Below are 21,069 nucleotides of genomic sequence, written 5' to 3'. Positions count from 1 at the left end.
TAACGGAAAGGAAGGGCCCCTTCTTACCGTCTGGTGAGGTGAAGGGGCCCCTTCTTAACATCCGCGCGAGGGTCAGCTGGCGTGCTTGCGGCGGGCGGTGGCGCGGGCCCGCTGGGTCTGGTCGAGGGTCACCTTGCGGATGCGTACGGCGGCCGGGGTGACCTCGACGCACTCGTCCTCGCGGCAGAACTCCAGGGCCTGCTCCAGCGACAGCTTGCGCGGCGGGATCAGCTTCTCGGTCTCCTCGGCGGTGGAGGAGCGCATGTTGGTGAGCTTCTTCTCCTTGGTGATGTTGACGTCCATGTCGTCGGAGCGGGAGTTCTCCCCGACGATCATGCCCTCGTACACCTCGGTGCCGGGCTCGACGAAGAGCGTGCCGCGCTCCTGGAGGTTCATCATGGCGAAGGCGGTCGCGGCACCGGCGCGGTCGGCGACCAGCGAGCCGTTGTTGCGGGTACGCAGCTCGCCGAACCAGGGCTCGTAGGACTCGAAGACGTGGTGCAGGATGCCGGTGCCCCGGGTCTCGGTGAGGAACTCGGTGCGGAAGCCGATCAGGCCGCGCGCCGGGACCAGCCACTCCATCCGGATCCAGCCGGTGCCGTGGTTGACCAGCTGCTCCATCCGGCCCTTGCGGGTGGCCAGCAGTTGGGTGATCGCGCCGAGGTACTCGTCCGGGGCGTCGATGGTCAGCCGCTCCACCGGCTCACAGGTCTTGCCGTCGATCTCCCGGGTCACCACCTGGGGCTTGCCGACGGTGAGCTCGTAGGACTCGCGGCGCATCTGCTCGACCAGGATGGCCAGCGCCAGCTCGCCTCGGCCCTGCACCTCCCAGGCGTCGGGGCGTTCGGTGGGCAGCACCCGCAGCGAGACGTTGCCGACGAGTTCCTTGTCCAGGCGGTCCTTGACCATCCGGGCGGTGACCTTGGCGCCCTTGACCCGACCGACAAGCGGCGAGTTGTTGGTGCCGATGGTCATCGAGATGGCCGGCTCGTCGACGGTGATCAGCGGCAGCGGCTGCGGGTTCTCCGCGTCGGCCAGGGTCTCGCCGATCATGATCTCGGGAATGCCGGCGACGGCGATGATGTCGCCCGGCCCGGCCGAGTCGGCGGGCTTGCGCTCCAGGCCCTCGGTCATCAGCAGTTCGGAGATGCGGACCCGCTGGGTGCTGCCGTCGGTGCGGCACCAGGCCACGGTCTGGCCCTTGGCGATGGTGCCCTGCCGGACCCGGCACAACGCCAACCGGCCGAGGAACGGGGAGGCGTCGAGGTTGGTGACGTGGGCCTGCAGCGGCGCCTGCTCGTCGTACGCGGGCGGCGGGATGGTGTCCAGCAGGGTACGGAACAGCGGCTCCAGGCTGGTGCTGTCCTGCGGCACGGAGCCGTCGGCGGGCTGGGTCAGCGAGGCGATGCCGTCGCGGGCGCAGGCGTAGACGATCGGGAAGTCGATCTGCGTCTCGTCGGCGTCCAGGTCGAGGAAGAGTTCGTACGCCTCGTCGACGACCTCTTTGATCCGGGCGTCCGGACGGTCCACCTTGTTGATCACCAGGATGATCGGCATGCGGGCCTTGAGGGCCTTGCGGAGCACGAACCGGGTCTGCGGCAGCGGGCCCTCGCTGGCGTCGACCAGCAGCACCACGCCGTCGACCATGGTCAACCCGCGTTCCACCTCGCCACCGAAGTCGGCGTGACCGGGGGTGTCGATGATGTTGATGGTGACCGGGTCGGAGCCGTCGGCGGGCAGGTAGCGCACGCCGGTGTTCTTGGCCAGGATGGTGATGCCTTTTTCTCGTTCGAGGTCCATCGAGTCCATCACCCGCTCGGTCACCTCGCCCCGGGCGCCGTAGGCGCCGGCCTGCCGCAACATGGCATCGACCAGGGTGGTCTTGCCGTGGTCGACGTGAGCGATGATGGCGACGTTGCGGAGGTCGGTGCGAAGCTGCATGAGTTCCATCCTCCCGCCTGTGCCGACGAGATGCCGCGTCGGGGTCGCCGATGGGCGAGTGCGCTGCGCCACATGTCGGTGCTGTCACACTGACGGGGCAGCCTTGCTGAGGTGACCCCGGGGGGCCGGCGTGCATGAACTGCTGAGTTCGGTGCAACACCTGCCGTCCTGGTTGATCTACGTGGTGGCGGCGCTGGTGGTCGCGGCGGAGACCGCGGTGATCGTCGGGCTGGTCGCTCCCGGCGAGGCCACCCTGCTGCTTGTCGGTTTCCTCGCGTACACCGGCACTCTCCGGCTCGGTCCGGCGCTGCTGGTGATGATTCTCGCGGCCACGGTGGGGGACGCGGTGGCGTTTCGCGCCGGTCGCCGGTACGGGCCTCGGCTGCGGGCCAGCCGGTGGGGCGCCCGGGTGGGGCCGCACCGGTGGGCGCGGGCCGACGCGATGGTGGCGCGGATGGGCGGCCGGGGAGTCTGCACCGCGCGGTGGGTGGCCTTCGCCCGCACGTTGGTGCCTCGGCTCGCCGGGGCGGCGGGCATGCCGTACCGGCGGTTCGCGCCGTGGAACCTGGCCGGGGTGATCACCTGGGTCGGCGCGTCGGTGCTGGCGGGCCGGTTGGCGGGCGAGTCGTACCACACGGTGTCCCGGCTGCTGGGCCAGGCGACCGGGGCGTTCCTGGCCCTGGTGGCGGCGCTGGTGGCGGTGGTGCTGGCGGGCCGGTGGTTGGGCCGCAACCCCGACCCGGTGCGGGCGCTGCTGAAACGTGCCGCCCGGCTGCCGCCGGTGCGCTGGCTGTCGGCCCGGTACGGGCTGCTGTTCTTCCTGCTCAGCATGCGGTTCGGGCCGACCTGGGCGTTGCTGGCCAACCTGACCGCCGGGGTGGGGCTGTTGTTCCTGGTCGCGTTGGCGGTCGCCGGGACGATGCGGGCGGCGGTACGGCACAGCGGCCTGGCCCTGGTCGACGGTGTGATCGGCGGGTGGTTCGCGGCCCGCCGGACGCCCGACGCGGTGGAGGTGACGCAGCTCGCCGTCTCGGTGCTGCGCGGCTCGGTGCTGATCGTGCTGGTGGCTGTGGTCGCCGCGGTGCAGGCCTGGCGGCACCGGCCGTGGCAGGCCGACCTGCTCAGCGTGGTCGGCACGATCGGCGCGTTCGTGCCGCTGGTGGTCCTGGCGGTGGTGACCGAGCTGGCCGCCGACGGCCGGGTGGCGCACTTCTCCACGCAGAGCGCGGTGGTGACGGCCAGCCTGTGCATGCTGGCCTGGCTGCTGTCCCGCGAGGCACGGTGGCCGGTGGCGGTGGCGCTGTGGACCACCGCCGTGGCCGGCGTGGTCGGCATCGGTGGCGCCCGCCTCTACCTGGGGCTGAGTACGGCCAGCGGCACCGTCGCCGCGGTGTTGCTGGGTGCGGCGTGGACGGCCGTGTTCATAGTCGCCTGGGCCACCCGGGACCGTGCCCTGGCCGCCGGCAACGCCCCCGGACGCCGCCGGCGTGGCAGGCGAGGGGACCATCTCGCCGATCGCTAGCTGTTAGGGTGCGGCGGTTCGTCGCTGCCGAAGGGGGATCGACATGGGACGCAACGTCGGCCGTTTCACCGTGGCGCTGGTTGCCGGCCTGCTGATGGTCACCGGGGGTGCATGCGCCAGGGTGGACACTCCGGCCGCGGAGTTGCCCGCCCCGGTCGCCCTGCCCGAGGAGGAGACGCAGCCGTCGAGCGAGCCGGCCGAGCCGAGCCCGACGCCCGAGGCGGTGGAGTCGATGGGGGCCGCGCCGAAGGTCAGCCGCAGCCCCAGCGCGAGTCCCAAGGCCTCCGCCTCGCCGGAGCCGCCGCCGAAGCCCAAGCGCACCAGCACCGCGCCGCGCGCCGTGCCGAAGCCGCCGACGGAGACGAAGGTGCCGCCAGCGCCGCCCAAGCCCGCGCCGAGCAGCTGCAAGCCCAGCTACAAGGGTGACCAGGCGAGTCGGGCGCAGGCCAGGGCCGCGCTGACCGACGCCGCGGGCCGGGTCTACTGGCCGACGTCGGCGCCGGACATCCGGGTCCCGGTGAACCTGATCAAGGCGACGGGGTGGCAGGAGAGCGGCTGGCAGTCCAACATCGTCGCCTGCGACGGCGGCATCGGCCTGATGCAGGTGATGCCGGACACCGCGACCTGGATGAACCAGCGGTTCGGCCAGAACTACGACGTGTGGGACTACCGGGACAACGCCTACCTGGGTGGCACCTACCTGGCCTGGCTGACCAAGTACATCGGCGACATGTACTTCGACGCCGACTACCGGCTCGACACCGAGCTGTGCACCAGCGAGCTGAACTCCTGCCTGCTCAACGCGGTCATCGCCGCCTACAACTACGGCCACGGCGCGGTAGCTCGGGAGGGGCAGCCGTTGGCCATCCCCAACCCGAGCTACGTACGCAACGTGCGAGCCCTGATGACGGAGTGCGTCTGCCTGGGCTACTGAGCCTGCTCGGGGGTGATCCGACCGGGCCACCAGAACCGCTCGCCGAGCAGGAACGCCAGGGCCGGGACGACGACCGTACGCACCAGCAGGGTGTCCAGCAGCACGCCGAGGCAGACGATGATGCCGATCTGGGTCAGGGTGATCAGCGGCAGCACCCCGAGGACGGCGAAGACCGCCGCGAGCAGGATGCCGGCGCTGGTGATCACCCCGCCGGTGACCCGGAGCGCGGAGAGCATGCCCTTGCGGGTGCCGGTGCTGCGGGCGTCCTCCCGGGCCCGGGTGACCAGGAAGATGTTGTAGTCGACCCCGAGCGCGACGAGGAACACGAAGGCGAGCAGCGGCACGCCGGTGTCCATCGCCGGGAAGTCGAAGACGTGCTCGAAGATCAGCCAGGCCCCGCCGAGGCTGGCGAAGTACGAGGCGACGACGGTGGCGACCAGCAGCACCGGGGCCAGCAGGCCGCGTAGCAGCAGGACCAGCACCGCGCCGACGAGCAGCAGGATGAGCGGCAGGATGAGTCGCAGGTCCTTGGCGTCGGCGGCGGCGGAGTCGTACCGGCCGGCGACGGTGCCGCCGACGACCGCTCCGGACGGTTGGTCGACTCCGGCGGTGGCGGGCGGCGCCGAGTTGTCGACGGCCCCGACGGTGTCCCGGAGCTGCTCCAGGGTGCGGTTGGCGGCGGCGGTGCCCGGTTCGGCGTCGAGCACCACGTCGACCTGGGCCACGTCGGCGCCGGCGGGACCGGGCCGGGCGGAGGCCACTCCCGGCACCTCGGCGGCAGCTGCGGTGACCGCCTGCACGGCGCCGGGGTTGGTCATCACCGCGAGCGGCTGGGTGGTGCCGGCGGGGAAGGCACCGGCGAGGGTCTGCGCCCCGGCCACCGCCTCCGGCTTCACCCGGAACTGCTCGGTCTCCGACAGCCCGGTGCGGATGCCGAGGCCACCGAGGGCGAGCCCGGCGAGCAGCAGGGTGGCGAGCACCGCGACGGGTACCGGGCGACGGATCACGGCGGCACCGAGCCGGCCCCAGATCCGGCCCTCCCGGCCGACGCTGCCGACGGTCGGCACGAACGGCCAGAACAGGCGGCGGCCGAGCAGCACCAGCGCGGCGGGCAGCACCAGCAGGGCCGAGGCCATGGCGAGCAGGATGCCGGTGGCGCAGGCCACGGCGAGCGCACGGTTCGTCTCCTGCTGGCTCAACAACAGTGTGAGTACGCCGAGCATCACGGTGCCGCCGCTGGCCAGGATCGGCTCGGCGGTACGGCGCAGGGCGGCGCGCATCGCCGCGAAGCGGTCCTCCTCGCGGCGCAGTTCCTCCCGGTAGCGGGCGATCAGCAGCAGCGCGTAGTTGGTGGCGGCACCGAAGACGAGAACGCTGGCGATGCCGGTGACGGCGCCACCGGCGAAGTTGATGCCGACCGCCGGGATGATCGTTTCGAGTGCGCGCAGGGTGATCTGTTCGGTGGCGGCCACGATGACCAGGGGAACCAGCCACAGCACCGGACTGCGGTAGGTGATCAGCAGCAGTACGGCGACGACGGCGGCGGTGAACGCGAGCAGGGTGACGTCGGCGCCCTCGAAGACCTTGGTCAGGTCGGCGGTGAAGGCGGGCGGGCCGGTCACCTGGACGGTGAGGTCCCCGGGAAATCCGGCGAGTTCGGCGCGCACCTGGGCCACCCGTTCGGCGACCGCCTCCTGCCCTCCGGTGGCGTCCAGCGGTACGGCGACCAGGGCCACCGTGTTGTCGGGGGACAGTTGCGGCGGGGCGACCTGGCCGCCGGCGGCGAGCCGACTGAGGCTGCTGGTGTCGGCGGTGATCGCCGCACGGTCCGCCTCGCTCAGTGGTGCGCCGTCGTCGCGGCTGACCACCACGACGGCCGGCTGGACGCCGCTGGCGGGCAGCTCCCGTTGCAGGCGCTCGACCTGGGTGGACTGCCACTGCTCGGACAGACCGGTGGCGGAGACCGGTGCCGGGTTGCTGGGAATGGGTAGCCCGAAGACGGCCACGCCGACGAGGACGGCCACGGCCACGGTGAGCCAGGCGGTCCGGCGGCTGCGGGCGACGCGGGTGAACAGAGACATGCTCGGCGCTCCGGTCGTTGGAATCGGCCCGGCTCCCGCCGAGGGAGCCGATAGTTTGATTGTCGAGATTCTTGCTTATCAAGAAACGACGCGCAACAGCTCTCCGTTGTCGAGTATCTTGACTGTCGAGAGATATGACACCCTGGGCTATGCTGCGCATCCGGGGACCTTGGGAGGAAGCGGCGGGACGTGGCAGGGCACGGGATGTACCGGCGGCGTGACACCCGGCGGGAGATGTTGGTCGCGGAGATCACCGCCGAGCTGCGGCGCTACTGCGTGGACGCGCAGCACGTCGGGCACGCCTTCGCCGGCCAGCACGGCCTCAACGGCACCGACCTGCAGGCGTTGATCGCGGTGATGGACGCCGAGTTGTCGGGTGAGCCGATCACTCCCGGCCGGCTCGCGGAACACCTGGACCTCTCCTCCGGCTCCGTCACCGCGCTGATCGACCGGTTGGAGCGGGCCGGGCACCTGCGGCGCGACCGGGACACCACGGACCGGCGCAAGGTGCTGCTGCACTACGCGGAGCAGGGCGCCACCGTCGCCCGGGACTTCTTCCGCCCGCTCGGTGAGCGTACCGACGGGGTGATGGACGAGTTCCAGGACGAGGAACTTGAGATCGTGTACCGGTTCATCACGGCGATGGGCCAGTCCCTGCGGGAGCACCGCGACGCGATCCGCGACGGCCGGGTCACGCCGCCGCCGCGGCACCGGGCGGGTTGAGCCCGTGCTGGATCGGGTGGCGTCCCGGCTCGCCGTGGCCGCGTTGCGGCTGCCCCGGGCGCGTACCCGAAGGATCACCGTCCGCCGCGACATCGCGCTGCGGGTCCGCGACGGGGTGATCCTGCGTACCGACCACTACGCTCCCGACCTGCCGGACGCGCCCACCATGCTGATCCGTACCCCGTACGGCCGGGGCGGGCCGATGCGGCTGCTCTGCCGGCTCGCCGCCGAGCAGGGGTTCCACGTGGTCATCCAGTCGTGTCGCGGCACCGACGGCTCCGGCGGCACCTTCGATCCGTTCGTGCACGAGCGCGAGGACGGGCTGGACACCCTCGACTGGCTGCGCCGGCAGCGGTGGTGGTGCGGCGCGTTCGGCATGTTCGGCGCGAGCTACCAGGGTTTCGTGCAGTGGGCGCTGGCCGCCGACGCGGGCGAGGAGCTGCGGGCCATGGTCGCCGTGGCCACCGCGTCGACCACCCGTGACTCCACCTACGCCGGGGAGTCGTTCGCCCTGGACACCGTGCTGACCTGGGTGGAGTTGCTGCAGGCGCAGACCGTGCCCTGGCTGGCCCGGCAGTGGGAACTCAAGCGGGGGCAACCGCGACTGGCCGCCGCCCTGTCCCACCTGCCCCTGGTCGAGGCCGACCGGGTCGCCACCGGGGTCACCGTGCCGTTCTTCCAGGAGTGGCTGCGCCACCACACCCCGCAGGCGGACTACTGGCGCAGCCGCGTCTTCGACGACCGGCTGCATCTGGTCCGGGCGCCGGTGGCGATGGTCAGCGGCTGGCACGACATCTTCCTCCCCGCCCAACTGCGCGACTACGCCGCGCTGCGCGCCCTCGGTGCCCGCCCGCGTCTGATCATCGGCCCGTGGACCCACGGCAGCCCCGGCCTGTTCGTCGCGGCACTGCGCGAGGGACTCGACTGGCTCGGCACCCACCTGACCACCGCCGGCACCGGCCGGGCCGCCGTCCCGGCCGCTGGTGCCGATCGCTCGGCGGCTGGGGAGCCGGCGGACGGGCCGGTGCGGATACATGTGGGTGGCGTCGGGGGCGGTTGGCGCGACCTGCCGGACTGGCCGCCGCCGGCCCAGGCCACCCGGTGGTATCTGCACCCACAATCGGCGCTGCGCACCGCTGCGCCGGTGCCGTCACCGCCGGACGGGTTCTGGTACGACCCGGCCGACCCGACGCCCTCGCTGGGTGGCCCGCTGCTGGTGGCCCAACGGTCCGGGCCGGTGGACAACCGGCCCGTCGAGGCGCGACCCGACGTGCTGACCTGGACCAGCGAGTCGTTGACCGGCCCGCTGGAAGTGATCGGGCCGGTGCAGGCGGACATTCACGTACGCAGCGACCTCGAACACTTCGACGTCTTCGTGCGACTGTGCGATGTCGACCGCCGGGGGCGGTCCTGGAACATCTGCGACGGGCTGGTCCGGATCGACCCGCGGCGCTTCCCCGTCGACGGCTCCGGCGCGGTGGCGGTCACCGTACCGATGTGGCCGGTCGCCCACCGCTTCGCCGCCGGGCACCGGCTACGGCTTCAGCTTTCCGGCGGTGCCCACCCCCGGTACGTCCGCAACCCCGGCACCGGTGAACCACTCGGCACGGCGATTACGCTTCGTGGCGGCTTTCGGGAGATTCTGCACGACCCGGAGCGGCCGTCCGCAGTGGTCCTGCCGGTCGTCCACTCTGGTTCTCAGCTTGTTCCAAGCTGAAACAAAGCCGCTCTGAGCTGGGCATTTACCGGTTCTACGGGCTATCGTGGTGGCACGCCCGGCGCCGTGCAGCTGACAGTCGGGCTCGCCTGTGAGGCTTCCCTACCGCGTCACGCGGTGTCACGGTCGTGCCCGGCTCCGACGAGACCGCGAAGGGGGACCCCATGACGCGGGCACCAGACAACCTGATGGCCGTCCGCCGGTTACTGCTCGACCACCTCAATCGCGACCCCAACCGGGCGCGCGACGAGGATCTCGAACCCAACGAGGTCGGCATCGTCGGCGATGCCAATCACCGCGGCGGATACCACTGTGGGTCCGACCGAGTGGTGACCAACGACTACTCGGTGGTCGAGTCGCCGCGGGACCGCAACGGACTGACCCTCGATGCCGCCGCGCTCGACGTGGGCATGTTCCAGGTCACCGTCGACGGCCGTCGGCACGACCTGGCGAGCTTCTCGACCTGGTGTGTGGCGCAGTGCGCCGCCAACGCCGCGGACACCCGCGACATCAGGGAGATCATCTACTCGCCGGACGGCAAGGTGGTCCGCCGTTGGGACCGGCTCGGCCGGCGTAACACCGGCGATCGCTCCCACCTGTGGCACACCCATTTCAGTTTCTTCCGCGACTCGATCAAGGCGAACCGCGACCAGAGGCCGCTGTTCCGCCGGTACCTGACCAGCATCGGTCTCATCACCCAGAAGCCGGAGGCGAACGACATGACACCCGAGGAGCACAACTGGCTCAAGACCGTGCACCGCAACCTGACCGTCCTGGACGGACGCAATCCGATCGGTCAGACGTACACCCGGATGTCCATGGGGGAGGACCACACCGACCCGAAGTTCCAGGTGGGGCATCCGACGCTGCGCAGCATCGGGGCGCAGTTGACCGCGCTCCAGACGGCGATGGACGCGCTGATGAAACGCGACTTCACCGACGAGCAGGCGATCGTCGCCGGGGTCCTCGCCGGCCTCAGCCCGCAGGAGATCGCCGCGGCGATCCCGCCGACCGTCGCCGAGCAGGTGGTGCGGGAGTTGGGTCGACGGCTGGCCGCCTGACCGTGGCCGGACACCTCGCAGGTTAGCGGTGGCGGCGGCCGGAACCGGCCGCCGCCACCGGCACCGGTTACAGCGAGCGGACGTTGTCCGCCTGCGGACCCTTCTGCCCCTGGGTCACATCGAACTCGACCTTCTGACCCTCGGTCAGCTCCCGATATCCGGAGCTGGCGATCGCCGAGTAATGGACGAACACGTCAGGTCCGCCGCCGTCCTGCTCGATGAAACCGAAGCCCTTTTCCGAGTTGAACCACTTCACGGTGCCGGTTGCCATGCGTTCTCTCTCCCTGTTCCAGCGGGCGACCCCCGACTGCGCGCCGGTGATCGCCCGATACTTTCCCGACATTAGCCGGTGAAAAGCCGATTTGCCGGGTGAAGTGCCTCAGGTGTCGGAGGAGCGACGCAGATGGCCGCCCCTGCGCGTCTCCGGGATCACCCGGAGGTGATCTCCGTCAACGTCGGGTGGAAACCCGATGTTCGTCGTGGCGGTGAGGCCATAGCGTACGAGGCATGGCAGACGAGCTGGCCCAGGTCGGAGAGTTACCCGTCGCCCTGCTGATGGCCGTGCTCGGGGTGGTCATGCTCTTCGACGCGGTGCCGCTGTTCGGCGTCCTGGTCCCCGGAGACGTGGCGGTGCTCGCCGCGGTGGCCGTCGGCACGCCCAGCACCGGCCTGGCCACCTTCGTCGCCGTGGTCACCGGGTGCCTCGTCGGCTGGTCGCTGACGTTCCTCGTCGGCCGGCGCTGGGGTGAGCGGCTGCGGCACAGCCACTTCGGCGCCTGGATCGGGGAGCCCCGCTGGGCGGCGGCCGAACGCATCCTGCGCCGCGACGGTGGGCGGCTGGTGCTGATCGCGCCCTTCCTGCCGGTGTTCAACGCGCTGCTGCCGCTGGCCGCGGGCGGTCTGCGCATGTCGTACCCCCGGTTTCTCGGCTTCGCGGCGCTCGGCGCGGGCGCCTGGGCCGGTCTCTACCTGGCGGTGGGCACCGCGTCACGGTCGCTGGCCGGCCTGTTGCCGAAAGGCACGAGCCCGTTGCTGGTCACCATGGTCGGAGGTCTGCTGCTGGCCGCGGTGGTGCTGCTCGGCACCCGCCGTCGACTGCGTACGGTCACCAACTGACCCCCGACCACGCGCCGCTCACCAGCCGCGAGCCCGCCACTCACCGAGGTGGGGACGCTCCGCACCGAGCGTCGAGTCCCGCCCGTGACCCGGATAGAACCACGTCTCGTCCGGCAGCCGGTCGAACAGCTTGTGCTCCACGTCGTCGATGAGCGCCGCGAACCGCTGCGGATCCTGATCCGTGTTGCCCACCCCGCCCGGGAAGAGGCTGTCGCCGGTGAACAGGTGGGGGATGCCGTCGGGGTCGCGGTAGAGCAGCGCCACCGAGCCCGGCGTGTGCCCCTTGATGTGGATGACCTCCAGGGCGCAGTCGCCGACCGGCACGGTGTCGCCGTCGGCGAGCGTCTGCGCCTCGATCGGCAGCCCGGCCGCGTCGTCGGCGTGCACCAGCGCGCGGGCGCCGGTCTTGGCGACCACCTCCTCCAACCCCACCCAGTGGTCCATGTGCTGGTGGGTGGTGACCACCGCGGTCAACCCGGCGTCACCGATCAACTCCAGCAGGCGGGGCGCCTCGTTGGCCGCGTCGATCAGCACCTGCTCGCCGGTGGCGTGGCAGCGCAGCAGGTACGCGTTGTTGTCCATCGGCCCGACCGACACCTTGGTGATGCTCAGCCGGCCGAGTTCGCGTACCGCGGCAGGTCCGCCGGGGGTGACTTCTCCGTCATAGGTCATGTCTGACTAGATCCATTCAGGTGGGTGGGGCAGTTGACCGTCGGGGGTGACGGTCAGGGTGGCACCGGGGCTGCGGCCGGTCAACCAGGCCGCGATCTCGACCGCCGGCCCGGAGACGACGGGCGCCTGCGCGCGGTCCCCGATCACGAGTTCGTGACTCGTACCGTCGAAGCGCAGCACCAGCGCCGGCGCGTCGTCGCGGGCGGCCAGGTCGGTGGCCACCTCGTGCAGCAGCCGGTGACCGAAGGTCGGCGACCAGTCCCGCGGCCGGTAGTCGGCGGCCAGGTCGACGTGGTGGATCTCCACCTCCCGGAGCCGACGCCAGACGAGCAGCGAGGCCGGCAAGGGACCGCGCCGGGTCTGCACGGTGGCGGCCCAGGCCGGTGCCGGCATCGCCGCGACCGCCTCGGCGTACCGGTCGGCGCTGCGCCGCAGGTCGTCCAACTGCTCGTCGGGCGGCCGAGGTGCGCCGGCCTCGATGTCGGCGGTCCGGGACTCGGCGCTGGCGTACATCGGGATCAACTCGCCGGTGCGGGCCGAGGTGAGCGCGTTGACCAGGGCGTCGGCGTTGCGGGACAGGTGGGCCAGGACGTGACCGCGGGTCCACCCCGGCAGCAGCGACGGCTGCGCCAGGTCGGCGGCGTCGAACCGGGCCGCCGTACGGATCAGACGGGTCGTGGCGTCGTCCACGTCACCGGTCAACAGCAGGGGGTCCGTGGTCACGATTCGACCCTAGCCCGCTGCGCCGACCGCGTCGCCAGGGAATTCACTTCCCGCCCGGGAGCACGCCTCCTACCGTGGGGGTGTTCGCGGCGCCGGAGCGGAGGAGGTGGTGGTCATGCCGGTCACCGCACGCCCGTATCACCCGCAGCGACCCTGAACGAGGAGCCTTGGACATCACACTGACCGCCCTGGGTTGGGACACCGACCGGGCGGCGCACCTGAGCCGTATCCACACCGATCACCGCCCGGGCCGGGTCGCCCGGGTCGACCGTGGCGTCTGCACCGTACTCACCTCCGACGGCCCGGTGCGCGCCTCCTGCGGCGGCGCCCTGCTGGCCGCAGCCGTGGGCGACGCCACCCGGCTACCCGGCGCGGGCGACTGGGTGCTGCTCGGCACCTGGCCCGACGCGCGGGTCACGGTGGAGGCGGTGCTGCCCCGGCGTACCGCGCTGATCCGGCGCACCGCAGGCAAGGACGCCAGCGGTCAGCTGCTGGCCGCCAACCTGGACACCGCCGCCGTGGTGGAACCGGTACACCCCGAGCCGAACGCCGCCCGCATCGAGCGGCTGCTCTCCCTGGTGCACGAGTCGGGCGCCCGGCCGCTCGTCGTACTCACCAAGACCGACCTGACCGCCGACCCGGCGGCGGTGGCACGTCAACTCGCGGCCCTCGCGCCCGGGGTGCCGGTGCTGCCGGTCAGCGCCGAGACGGGCACCGGGCTGGACCCGCTGCGCGCCGAGGTGGCCCCGGGGCGGACGCTCGGTCTGCTGGGGCCCTCCGGCGCCGGCAAGTCGAGCCTGGTCAACGCGCTGGTCGGGGCCGTGGTCATGCCGACCCAGTCGATCCGTCGGGTCGACGGCAAAGGCCGACACACCACCACCTGGCGGGCGCTGGTGCCGCTGCCGGGCGGCGGCGCGGTGCTGGACACCCCGGGGGTACGGGCGGTCGGCCTGCTCGACGGCGAGTCCGGCCTCGACCGGGCCTTCGGCGACATCGCCGACCTCGCCACCGGCTGCCGCTACGGCGACTGCGGGCACGAGGCCGAGCCGGGCTGCGCCGTGCAGGCCGCCCTCGCCTCCGGTGACCTGTCCACCCGCCGCTGGCAGAGCTGGCGTCGCCTCCACCGTGAGCTGACCCACGAAACCCGCCGCCACACCACCCGCCCCACCCGCCCCCGCCACCCCCGCTGACCCACCCCCACCCCCACCCCCCTCGCTCCTCCCGCCCTCGTCCTCCCGTCCGCGCCGTCGCTCCCGCCCCCTCGCGCCGTCGATCTTGCACTTGTGGTCGCCTGAATGTCGCTTTCGCGTAGCTATGCCCCGACTGAAAGTGCAAGATCGACGGGGTGGGGGGTGGGGCGAGGGGTGGGTGGGGGTGGGGGGTGGGTGGGGGAGGGAGTGTGGGGTGGGGTTGTGTGGCGGGGGGAAGTTGTCGTAGGGCGGGTCTACAGTTGCCGGGGCGCGCTCTCCGCGCTGGCACAACCGCTGGGTTGATCCCGAAGCGGACAGATCCTCCTCGTCATCCTCACCCGGGAGTACACGGACCGTGGCCGACCGTCTGATCATCCGTGGCGCACGCGAGCACAACCTGCGTGACGTCAGCCTCGACCTTCCCCGGGACGCCCTGATCGTGTTCACCGGGCTGTCCGGGTCGGGCAAGTCGAGTCTGGCGTTCGACACGATCTTCGCCGAGGGGCAGCGCCGGTACGTCGAGTCGCTGTCGTCGTACGCCCGACAGTTCCTCGGCCAGATGGACAAGCCGGACGTCGATTTCATCGAGGGTCTGAGCCCCGCGGTGTCGATCGACCAGAAATCCACCTCGCGCAACCCGCGCTCCACCGTCGGCACCATCACCGAGGTCTACGACTACCTGCGGCTGCTGTTCGCCCGGGTGGGCGAGCCGCACTGCCCGGTCTGCGGTGAGCGGATCTCCAAGCAGAGCCCGCAGCAGATCGTCGACCGGGTCCTGGCGATGGCCGAGGGCACCCGGTTCATGGTGCTCGCCCCGGTGGTACGCGGCCGCAAGGGTGAGTACGTCGACCTGTTCGCCGAACTCCAGGCCAAGGGGTACGCGCGGGCCCGGGTCGACGGCGTGGTGCACCAGCTCACCGACCCGCCGAAGCTCAAGAAGCAGGAGAAGCACACCATCGAGGTGGTGATCGACCGGCTCAGCGTGAAGCCCAGCGCCAAGCAGCGGCTCACCGACTCGGTCGAGGCGGCGCTGGGTCTCTCCGGCGGCCTGGTCCTGCTCGACTTCGTCGACGTGCCCGAGGGCGACCCGGAGCGGGAGCGCCGCTACTCCGAGCACCTGGCCTGCCCCAACGACCACCCGCTGGCGATCGAGGACCTGGAACCGCGGGTCTTCTCCTTCAACGCGCCGTACGGTGCCTGCCCGGAGTGCACGGGTCTGGGCACCAAGAAGGAGGTCGACCCGGAGCTGCTCATCCCCGACCCGGAGCGGACCCTGCGCGAGGGCGCGATCCAGCCCTGGGCCACCGGCCACAACCTGGAATACTTCCTGCGCCTGCTGGAGGCCCTCGGCGAGGCCCAGCACTTCGACATCGACACGCCGTGGCGGGCCCTGCCGTCGCGGGCGCAGAAGACGATCCTGCACGGCTCCGACGACCAGGTGCACGTGCGCTACCGCAACAAGTACGGCCGGGAGCGCTCGTACTACACCGGCTTCGAGGGCGTGGTGCAGTGGATCGAGCGCCGGCACTCCGACACCGAGAGCGAGTGGTCGCGGGAGAAGTACGAGGGCTACATGCGCGACGTGCCGTGTGCCGCCTGCGGCGGTGCCCGGCTCAAGCCCGAGGTGCTCGCCGTCACGCTGGCGGGGCGCAGCATCGCCGAGGTCTGCAACCTGTCCGTCGGTGAGTGTGCCGACCTGCTGGCCGGCATCGAGCTGACCGACCGGCAGAAGTTGATCGCCGAGCGGGTGCTCAAGGAGATCAACGCTCGGCTGCGGTTCCTGCTCGACGTGGGTCTGGACTACCTCTCCCTGGACCGCCCGGCCGGCACGCTGTCCGGTGGTGAGGCGCAGCGCATCCGGCTGGCCACCCAGATCGGTTCCGGGCTGGTCGGCGTGCTCTACGTGCTGGACGAGCCCTCCATCGGTCTGCACCAGCGTGACAACCACCGGCTGATCGAGACCCTGGTGCGGCTGCGCGGGCTGGGCAACACGCTGATCGTGGTGGAGCACGACGAGGACACCATCCGCACCGCCGACTGGATCGTCGACATCGGGCCGGGCGCGGGGGAGCACGGTGGGCAGATCGTGCACAGCGGCTCGGTGCCGGCGCTGCTGGCGAACCCGGATTCGATCACCGGGGCGTACCTGTCGGGTCGGCGGGAGATCCCGACGCCGAAGGGCCGCCGGCCGCAGACCCCGGGCCGGGAACTGGTGGTGCACGGCGCTCGCGAGCACAACCTGCGCAACCTGACGGTGAGCTTCCCGCTGGGCCAGCTGATCGCGGTCACCGGGGTCAGCGGTTCCGGCAAGTCGACACTGGTCAACGACATCCTGTACGCGGTGCTGGCCAACCAGATCAACGGCGCCCGGCTGGTGCCCGGCCGGCACACCCGGGTGTCCGGGCTGGAGCACGTGGACAAGGTCGTCGGCGTCGACCAGTCGCCGATCGGGCGTACGCCCCGATCCAACCCGGCCACCTACACCGGGGTCTGGGACCACGTCCGCAAGCTGTTCGCCGAGACCACCGAGGCCAAGGTGCGCGGGTACGGCCCCGGCCGGTTCTCGTTCAACGTCAAGGGTGGCCGCTGCGAGGCCTGCTCCGGCGACGGCACGATCAAGATCGAGATGAACTTCCTGCCGGACGTGTACGTGCCGTGCGAGGTCTGCAAGGGCGCCCGGTACAACCGGGAGACCCTGGAGGTGCACTACAAGGGCAAGACCGTCTCCGACGTGCTGGAGATGCCGATCGAGGAGGCTGCGGAGTTCTTCTCCGCGATCCCGGCCATCCACCGACACCTCAAGACCCTTGTCGACGTGGGTCTGGGCTACGTACGCCTGGGTCAGCCGGCGCCGACGCTCTCCGGCGGTGAGGCGCAGCGGGTCAAGCTCGCCTCCGAGTTGCAGAAGCGTTCCACCGGGCGGACGGTCTACGTGCTCGACGAGCCGACCACCGGCCTGCACTTCGAGGACATCCGCAAGCTGCTGATGGTGCTGGAGGGCCTGGTCGACAAGGGCAACACGGTGATCACCATCGAACACAACCTCGACGTGATCAAGAGCGCCGACTGGCTGATCGACATGGGGCCCGAGGGCGGGCACCGGGGCGGCACCGTGCTCGCCACCGGCACCCCGGAGGAGGTCGCCGAGGTCGCCGAGAGCCACACCGGGCAGTTCCTGCGTACCGTGCTCAAGCTCGACGGCACGGCCAAGGGTGCGGCGGCGGCCACCGCCCGCGCGGCCAAGGCGAACGGCAACAAGACGACCGGCACGAAGACGGCCGCGACCAAGACGACCGCGACCAAGGCGCGGGCCGGACGCAAGAGCGTCCCGGCCGGCTGACCGGCCCCCGACCACCCGGCGTAGGCGGCGCCGGGTGGTCGATCGGGTGAACCGCCAGGCAGAGTGGTTCGGGTTCGAAAACCTGACGGGGATCATGCACGGTGGTAGCCGAGGAGGGTGCAGGGATGACTGACGACCAGGTGGCGGGGGCGCGGCCGGTACGGACACGGCGGGCGCTGCTGGCCGGTGCGGGTGCGGCCGGGGCGGCGGCGATGTTGGCGGCCTGCGGCGGCGGGGACGACGGCGCGGCGACCACCAGCCCGGGTCCGCAGGTGACGAACACCGGCGACGCGGGTGGGGGCGGCCGCCAGGACAGCCAGTCGCTGGCCCGGACCAGCGACATCCCGGTCGGTGGGGGTGCCGTCCTGTCCGCCCAGGGGATCGTGATCACCCAGCCGTCGCCGGGGGAGTTCCGCGGCTTCGACCCGAAGTGCCCGCACCAGGGGTGCAACGTGACGACCGTCGAGGGCGGCACGATCAACTGCGTCTGCCACAACAGCCGGTTCTCGATCGAGGACGGCTCGGTCCAGTCCGGTCCGTCCCCCGCGCCGCTGGAACGTAAGGACGTCAAGGTCTCCGGCGACCAGATCGCTCTCGCCTGACCCGCCGGCCGGTGGGCCGTCGACGAGACGACACCCTGGCCGGTGTGGGCCGTCGACGAGACGACCCACCGGATCCAGCCGCAGCGGCCGTAGCCAGGGGTCGGCCCCGGCCACGGCCGATCGCGCTCAGTGTGCGTACACGGACAGTTCCCACAGGGAGAAGCCGTAGGAGGTGCCTCGGGTGAGGCCGGTCATCCGGACGTAGCGGGCCTGCTGCGGGGTGAAGGCCACCACGTCGGTGCCGCCGTCGCCCGCCGTGGTCGACCACACCGGCCGCCAGGTGCTTCCGTCGCCCGAGACCTCCACCCGGTACGACCGGGCGTACGCCGCCTCCCAGGCCAGCACCACCCGGCCGACCTGCCGGACGCTGCCCAGGTCCACCCGGATCCACTGGTTGTCCGACCATGAACTGGCCCAGCGGGTGCCGAGGTTCCCGTCGACGGCCCGGGCGGCGCCGTTGCCGAGTTGGCTGCTGGAGGCGGTCACCGGCCGCCCGACGGCCAGGTTGGTCAGGTCGTCGCCGCGGCGCGCCGGGAACGAGACCACCTGCTGGTAGGTGGGCCGGTTCTGCCAGGCGATGGTGGCGTGCTTGATGCCGCCCAGCGGCGACTGGATGATCGCGTCGGCGCACCACTGGTCGCCGGCCGCGCAGCTGGCGTCGCCCGGGTAGGTCGTGGTGGCCGGGGTGGCCGCCGCCGTGCGCAGGGTGTCCAGCAGGATCTGCCGGCACGCGCCCAGGTTGCCGTTGCCGCAGAAGGTACGCCCGGGGCCACCGGCGACCGGGGCACCGAGGACCGCGCGCAGGTCCTTGTCGACGTAACCCCACCAGCCGTACTGGAACGCCGAGCCCTTGTGGGTCTGTGCCCCGTTGGCCGAGGACGGCAGGTTCGACACGTCACCCTGTTGCAGGCCCGACGGTGATTCGTTGACCTGGAGGGTGTTGATCAGCGACTGGTAGAGGTCGGGGCCGAGGGGGTCCCGGAACATCCCCCGGACCAGCAGGGGCCACCAGGCGTCGAAGGTACGGATCGCCTCGGCGTGCTGGTACACCTTGCTGCCCTTGGCGGTCTCCACCCGCAGCGCCCCGGCCTGCCGCCACGCCTTCAACCGGCCGATCTCGGCCGCCAGGGCCGTGTCGGTGACCGGCTGGCTCTCCAGCACCCGGATCAGCTCGTCGAGCACCTCCGCACCGCGCAGGTCGGTCAGCCCGGCCCGCTGCACCAACTCGGTGAGTGAGCCTCGGTCGAACTTGCGGCCCGCCGCGATGGCCGCCTTCACCGGCTTGTCCAGCAGGTCACCCCGGTGTACGGCGCCGAAGCTGAAGTTGCCGTCGGCCGCCCCGAAGTCCTTGGCCTGCTTGTTGTTCCAGCTGATGTAGTAGTCCTGGTCGATCGACTGCGGGTGGGCGGAGCGTGGCGCGTACCGGGCGGTGCGGGCGTCCGGGTCGAAGTCCTGCCACTCGTAGGCCCGATCGGCGCGCATCGGCAGGTGCGGGTTGCTGCTGGCGGCCCGCACCGGGTTGAGCCCGGAGTTGAAGTACGCCGACTGGGTGGAGTTGACGTAGAACCAGTTGAAGGCGTACTCGACGTTGTGGGCCGACTCCAGGAACGCTGACGCGGTGCCCATCTGGGTCGGGTCGTTGAACATCTGGAACCCGATCGCCGAGTCGGCTTCCCGCCCGTAGGTGGAGCGCAGCTGGGTGAAGGCGTGCGGGACGCCGCCGACGGTGCCGCGCCAGGCCACCAGGCCCAGCTTCGTACGCCAGGCGATCAGCTTGTACGACCCGGCCGGGGTGCTGTCGGCGACGGTCGGGTTCCACCGGTTGACGTGCGACAGTTCCTCCATCGCCAGGCACTGGCCGCGGAACAGGTAGTGGTTGCTGGCCAGGGTGGGCGTGCCGCCACCGGGCACGCACAGCGGCACCGCGTACGTGTCGGTGATGTCGTGGACGGCGGAGGTGGCGCTCCAGGCGTAGTCCTGGCCCCGGCCGAGCAGCACGTACAGGTTGAGTCCGGCGAAGGCGGCGCCCCGGGCGCTGATGCCGGGGCCCTGCAACTCCTGGACCATCAGCAGTTGCGGGGAGAAGTAGCCGGTCTGCGGCCCGAACACGGCGATCGGGTGGCCGGTGGCGGAGTGCTCGGCGGAGATCACCGCCGCGTTGGACATGCCCCGGTTGGCCGGGGTGATGGTCAGCCCGGACAGCGCGGCGGCCAGTTCGGAGGAGCTGGTGGACCCGGCGGTGGTGGCGGAGCCGGTGGGGTCGGTGACGACCGGCTCGACCCGGGCGGAACCCGCGTCGGGCAGCACCACGCTGGGGGCGTCGGGGGAGGCGTCACCGTACGGGAAGCTCTGCCCGTCGTGCAGGGTCAGCACGGTCTCCGGGTCGTTCTGGCCCCGGAAGCCGTTCCACACCCGGTCGCCCTCGACCGGGCCGTACTTGGCGCGGGCGGCGATGCGGACCAGCGCGGACTGCATCTCGTTGCCGCCACCGCCGCCGAACAGGCCGCCGACCACGCCGGCGATGGCGATCAGGTCGGTCATGGTGAACGGCTTCGGCCCACCGGCGTTGGTGATCGCGTCCAGGTGGCCGGTCAGCACGTACTCGCCGGGGCAGTTGCGGCCCGACATGCAGGTGCGGATGTACGCGTTGATGCCGGCGATGTACTCCTGCACGTCGGCGTAGAGCTGCTCGCCGCGCGCTCCGCCCTTGCGCCGCAGCGCCTCGACCTGGGCGGCCAGGTCGGCCTCGGTGTAGGGGGAGGTACGCCAGACGCTCTGTTCCAGGGCGCGGTTGCCGGGGGCGCCGCCGGCGAAGGAGGTCAGCGTGCCCCGGCCGACGTGGCGCAGCAGGTCCATGGTGAACAGTCGGTCCTCGGCGCCGGCGTAGCCCGCGCCGTACATGGTGCCGGCTCGGGTGCTGCCGGTGATGTGCGGTACGCCGGTGGCCTTGTCCCGCACGATGCGCACGTCGGAGCGCGGGGAGTAGTCGCGTTCGACCTGGTTGGGGGCGACCCCGAAGGCGGCGTCGTGGAAGAAGTTGCCGATCTGCTCCTCGCGCAGTCCGGCGTAGCCGTAGACGAGGTTGGCGTACCTGTCGAGTTGGTCGGCGGAGTGCCGGGGCAGGGTGCCGAAGGCCTGGTTGCCGAGGATCTCGACAAGGGTGGCGTTGCCGTTCTGGCCGGGCGGCAGGATCTCCGAGCATTCGCCGAGGCAGTAGTCGTTGCCGGCGAAGGCGCTGGCGACGTTCACCGCGAGGGTGCTGTTCGCGGGCGCGGCGGTGGTGGCGGTGGCGGTGGGCGGGACGGCGACCAGCAGGGCGGCGACGGCGATGGCGCCGGTCGCACCGGCGAGCAGCCGGCGGGTGGCGGTACGAGCAGACATGGCGATCCTCTGTGGACGGGGGACCATCGGGCGGGATCATTACATGAAGAACATTCGGTTACTGGA

At 71.4% G+C, this 21,069-nt stretch carries 15 protein-coding genes; 9 read left to right on the top strand and 6 right to left on the bottom strand.

Translation table 11 applies throughout. The annotated features are described in order from the left end of the window. Positions 1–72: 72 nt before the first annotated feature. Positions 73–1,941: a translational GTPase TypA gene (typA, locus tag VAB18032_RS21265; protein WP_013734980.1), complete on the bottom strand. Its 1,869-nt coding sequence runs from the start codon at positions 1,939–1,941 to the stop codon at positions 73–75. A 130-nt stretch (positions 1,942–2,071) separates the two neighbouring features. On the opposite strand from typA, the gene VAB18032_RS21260 reads away from it, so the two are divergent. Next, complete coding sequence (locus tag VAB18032_RS21260; protein ID WP_013734979.1) at positions 2,072–3,463, top strand: DedA family protein; 1,392 nt, start codon at positions 2,072–2,074, stop codon at positions 3,461–3,463. 43 nt (positions 3,464–3,506) lie between these two features. Further along, a complete protein-coding gene (locus tag VAB18032_RS21255; RefSeq protein ID WP_013734978.1) occupies positions 3,507–4,397 on the top strand; it encodes a lytic transglycosylase domain-containing protein in 891 nt (296 codons plus the stop codon). Here VAB18032_RS21255 and VAB18032_RS21250 read toward each other — a convergent pair. Further along, the gene (locus VAB18032_RS21250; protein ID WP_013734977.1) at positions 4,391–6,478 is read right to left on the bottom strand and encodes an MMPL family transporter; all 2,088 of its coding nucleotides are present in this window, start codon (positions 6,476–6,478) and stop codon (positions 4,391–4,393) included. The two genes, VAB18032_RS21255 and VAB18032_RS21250, sit on opposite strands and share 7 nt — an antisense overlap. A gap of 204 nt (positions 6,479–6,682) precedes the next feature. Here VAB18032_RS21250 and VAB18032_RS21245 point away from each other — a divergent pair, with 204 nt between their 5' ends. From VAB18032_RS21245 to VAB18032_RS21235, 3 genes are all read left to right on the top strand, one after another. After that, the gene (locus tag VAB18032_RS21245; protein WP_013734976.1) at positions 6,683–7,201 is read left to right on the top strand and encodes a MarR family winged helix-turn-helix transcriptional regulator; all 519 of its coding nucleotides are present in this window, start codon (positions 6,683–6,685) and stop codon (positions 7,199–7,201) included. 4 nt (positions 7,202–7,205) lie between these two features. Then, positions 7,206–8,918, top strand: coding sequence for a CocE/NonD family hydrolase (locus VAB18032_RS21240; protein ID WP_013734975.1), 1,713 nt, complete (start codon positions 7,206–7,208; stop codon positions 8,916–8,918). Positions 8,919–9,082: 164 nt separating this feature from the next. Continuing rightward, positions 9,083–9,979 carry a hypothetical protein gene (locus tag VAB18032_RS21235; protein WP_013734974.1) on the top strand — a complete coding sequence of 299 codons (897 nt, stop codon included), beginning with the start codon at positions 9,083–9,085 and terminating at the stop codon, positions 9,977–9,979. Between the two features lie 67 nt (positions 9,980–10,046). Here the strand turns inward: VAB18032_RS21235 and VAB18032_RS21230 are convergent, their stop codons facing one another. Next, a complete protein-coding gene (locus VAB18032_RS21230) occupies positions 10,047–10,250 on the bottom strand; it encodes a cold-shock protein (RefSeq protein WP_013734973.1) in 204 nt (67 codons plus the stop codon). 236 nt (positions 10,251–10,486) lie between these two features. Here VAB18032_RS21230 and VAB18032_RS21225 point away from each other — a divergent pair, with 236 nt between their 5' ends. Then, positions 10,487–11,095 carry a DedA family protein gene (locus VAB18032_RS21225; RefSeq protein WP_013734972.1) on the top strand — a complete coding sequence of 203 codons (609 nt, stop codon included), beginning with the start codon at positions 10,487–10,489 and terminating at the stop codon, positions 11,093–11,095. Positions 11,096–11,113: 18 nt separating this feature from the next. Here the strand turns inward: VAB18032_RS21225 and VAB18032_RS21220 are convergent, their stop codons facing one another. Then, positions 11,114–11,767, bottom strand: a complete 654-nt coding sequence (locus tag VAB18032_RS21220; protein WP_013734971.1) for an MBL fold metallo-hydrolase — start codon at positions 11,765–11,767, stop codon at positions 11,114–11,116. Positions 11,768–11,773: 6 nt separating this feature from the next. After that, complete coding sequence (locus VAB18032_RS21215) at positions 11,774–12,490, bottom strand: maleylpyruvate isomerase family mycothiol-dependent enzyme (protein WP_013734970.1); 717 nt, start codon at positions 12,488–12,490, stop codon at positions 11,774–11,776. 167 nt (positions 12,491–12,657) lie between these two features. On the opposite strand from VAB18032_RS21215, the gene rsgA reads away from it, so the two are divergent. The 3 genes from rsgA (at position 12,658) to VAB18032_RS21200 (ending at position 17,622) form a co-directional block, all read left to right on the top strand. Beyond that, positions 12,658–13,680 (top strand): ribosome small subunit-dependent GTPase A, encoded by a 1,023-nt coding sequence (gene rsgA, locus VAB18032_RS21210; RefSeq protein WP_013734969.1) that lies wholly within the window; start codon positions 12,658–12,660, stop codon positions 13,678–13,680. Between the two features lie 355 nt (positions 13,681–14,035). Next, entirely contained in the window at positions 14,036–17,020 is a 2,985-nt protein-coding gene (uvrA, locus tag VAB18032_RS21205) for an excinuclease ABC subunit UvrA (protein WP_013734968.1), read from the top strand. A 125-nt stretch (positions 17,021–17,145) separates the two neighbouring features. Next, positions 17,146–17,622 (top strand): Rieske (2Fe-2S) protein, encoded by a 477-nt coding sequence (locus VAB18032_RS21200; protein WP_013734967.1) that lies wholly within the window; start codon positions 17,146–17,148, stop codon positions 17,620–17,622. Positions 17,623–17,748: 126 nt separating this feature from the next. Here the strand turns inward: VAB18032_RS21200 and VAB18032_RS21195 are convergent, their stop codons facing one another. Then, positions 17,749–21,003, bottom strand: a complete 3,255-nt coding sequence (locus VAB18032_RS21195) for a penicillin acylase family protein (protein WP_013734966.1) — start codon at positions 21,001–21,003, stop codon at positions 17,749–17,751. Between the last annotated feature and the right edge of the window lie 66 nt (positions 21,004–21,069).

This window comes from Micromonospora maris AB-18-032 (genome assembly GCF_000204155.1).
Lineage (GTDB): Bacteria > Actinomycetota > Actinomycetes > Mycobacteriales > Micromonosporaceae > Micromonospora > Micromonospora gifhornensis.
This window is presented reverse-complemented; position numbering and strand designations above follow the sequence as displayed.

Excerpts from the sequence above, each read along its gene's own strand:
- VAB18032_RS21230 (WP_013734973.1), bottom strand. The coding sequence starts at position 10,250 with ATGGCAACCGGCACCGTGAAGTGGTTCAACTCGGAAAAGGGCTTCGGT.
- VAB18032_RS21255 (WP_013734978.1), top strand. The coding sequence starts at position 3,507 with ATGGGACGCAACGTCGGCCGTTTCACCGTGGCGCTGGTTGCCGGCCTG.
- VAB18032_RS21225 (WP_013734972.1), top strand. The coding sequence starts at position 10,487 with ATGGCAGACGAGCTGGCCCAGGTCGGAGAGTTACCCGTCGCCCTGCTG.
- VAB18032_RS21220 (WP_013734971.1), bottom strand. The coding sequence starts at position 11,767 with ATGACCTATGACGGAGAAGTCACCCCCGGCGGACCTGCCGCGGTACGC.
- VAB18032_RS21235 (WP_013734974.1), top strand. The coding sequence starts at position 9,083 with ATGACGCGGGCACCAGACAACCTGATGGCCGTCCGCCGGTTACTGCTC.
- typA (WP_013734980.1), bottom strand. The coding sequence starts at position 1,941 with ATGCAGCTTCGCACCGACCTCCGCAACGTCGCCATCATCGCTCACGTC.
- VAB18032_RS21245 (WP_013734976.1), top strand. The coding sequence starts at position 6,683 with ATGTACCGGCGGCGTGACACCCGGCGGGAGATGTTGGTCGCGGAGATC.
- VAB18032_RS21200 (WP_013734967.1), top strand. The coding sequence starts at position 17,146 with ATGACTGACGACCAGGTGGCGGGGGCGCGGCCGGTACGGACACGGCGG.
- VAB18032_RS21195 (WP_013734966.1), bottom strand. The coding sequence starts at position 21,003 with ATGTCTGCTCGTACCGCCACCCGCCGGCTGCTCGCCGGTGCGACCGGC.
- VAB18032_RS21250 (WP_013734977.1), bottom strand. The coding sequence starts at position 6,478 with ATGTCTCTGTTCACCCGCGTCGCCCGCAGCCGCCGGACCGCCTGGCTC.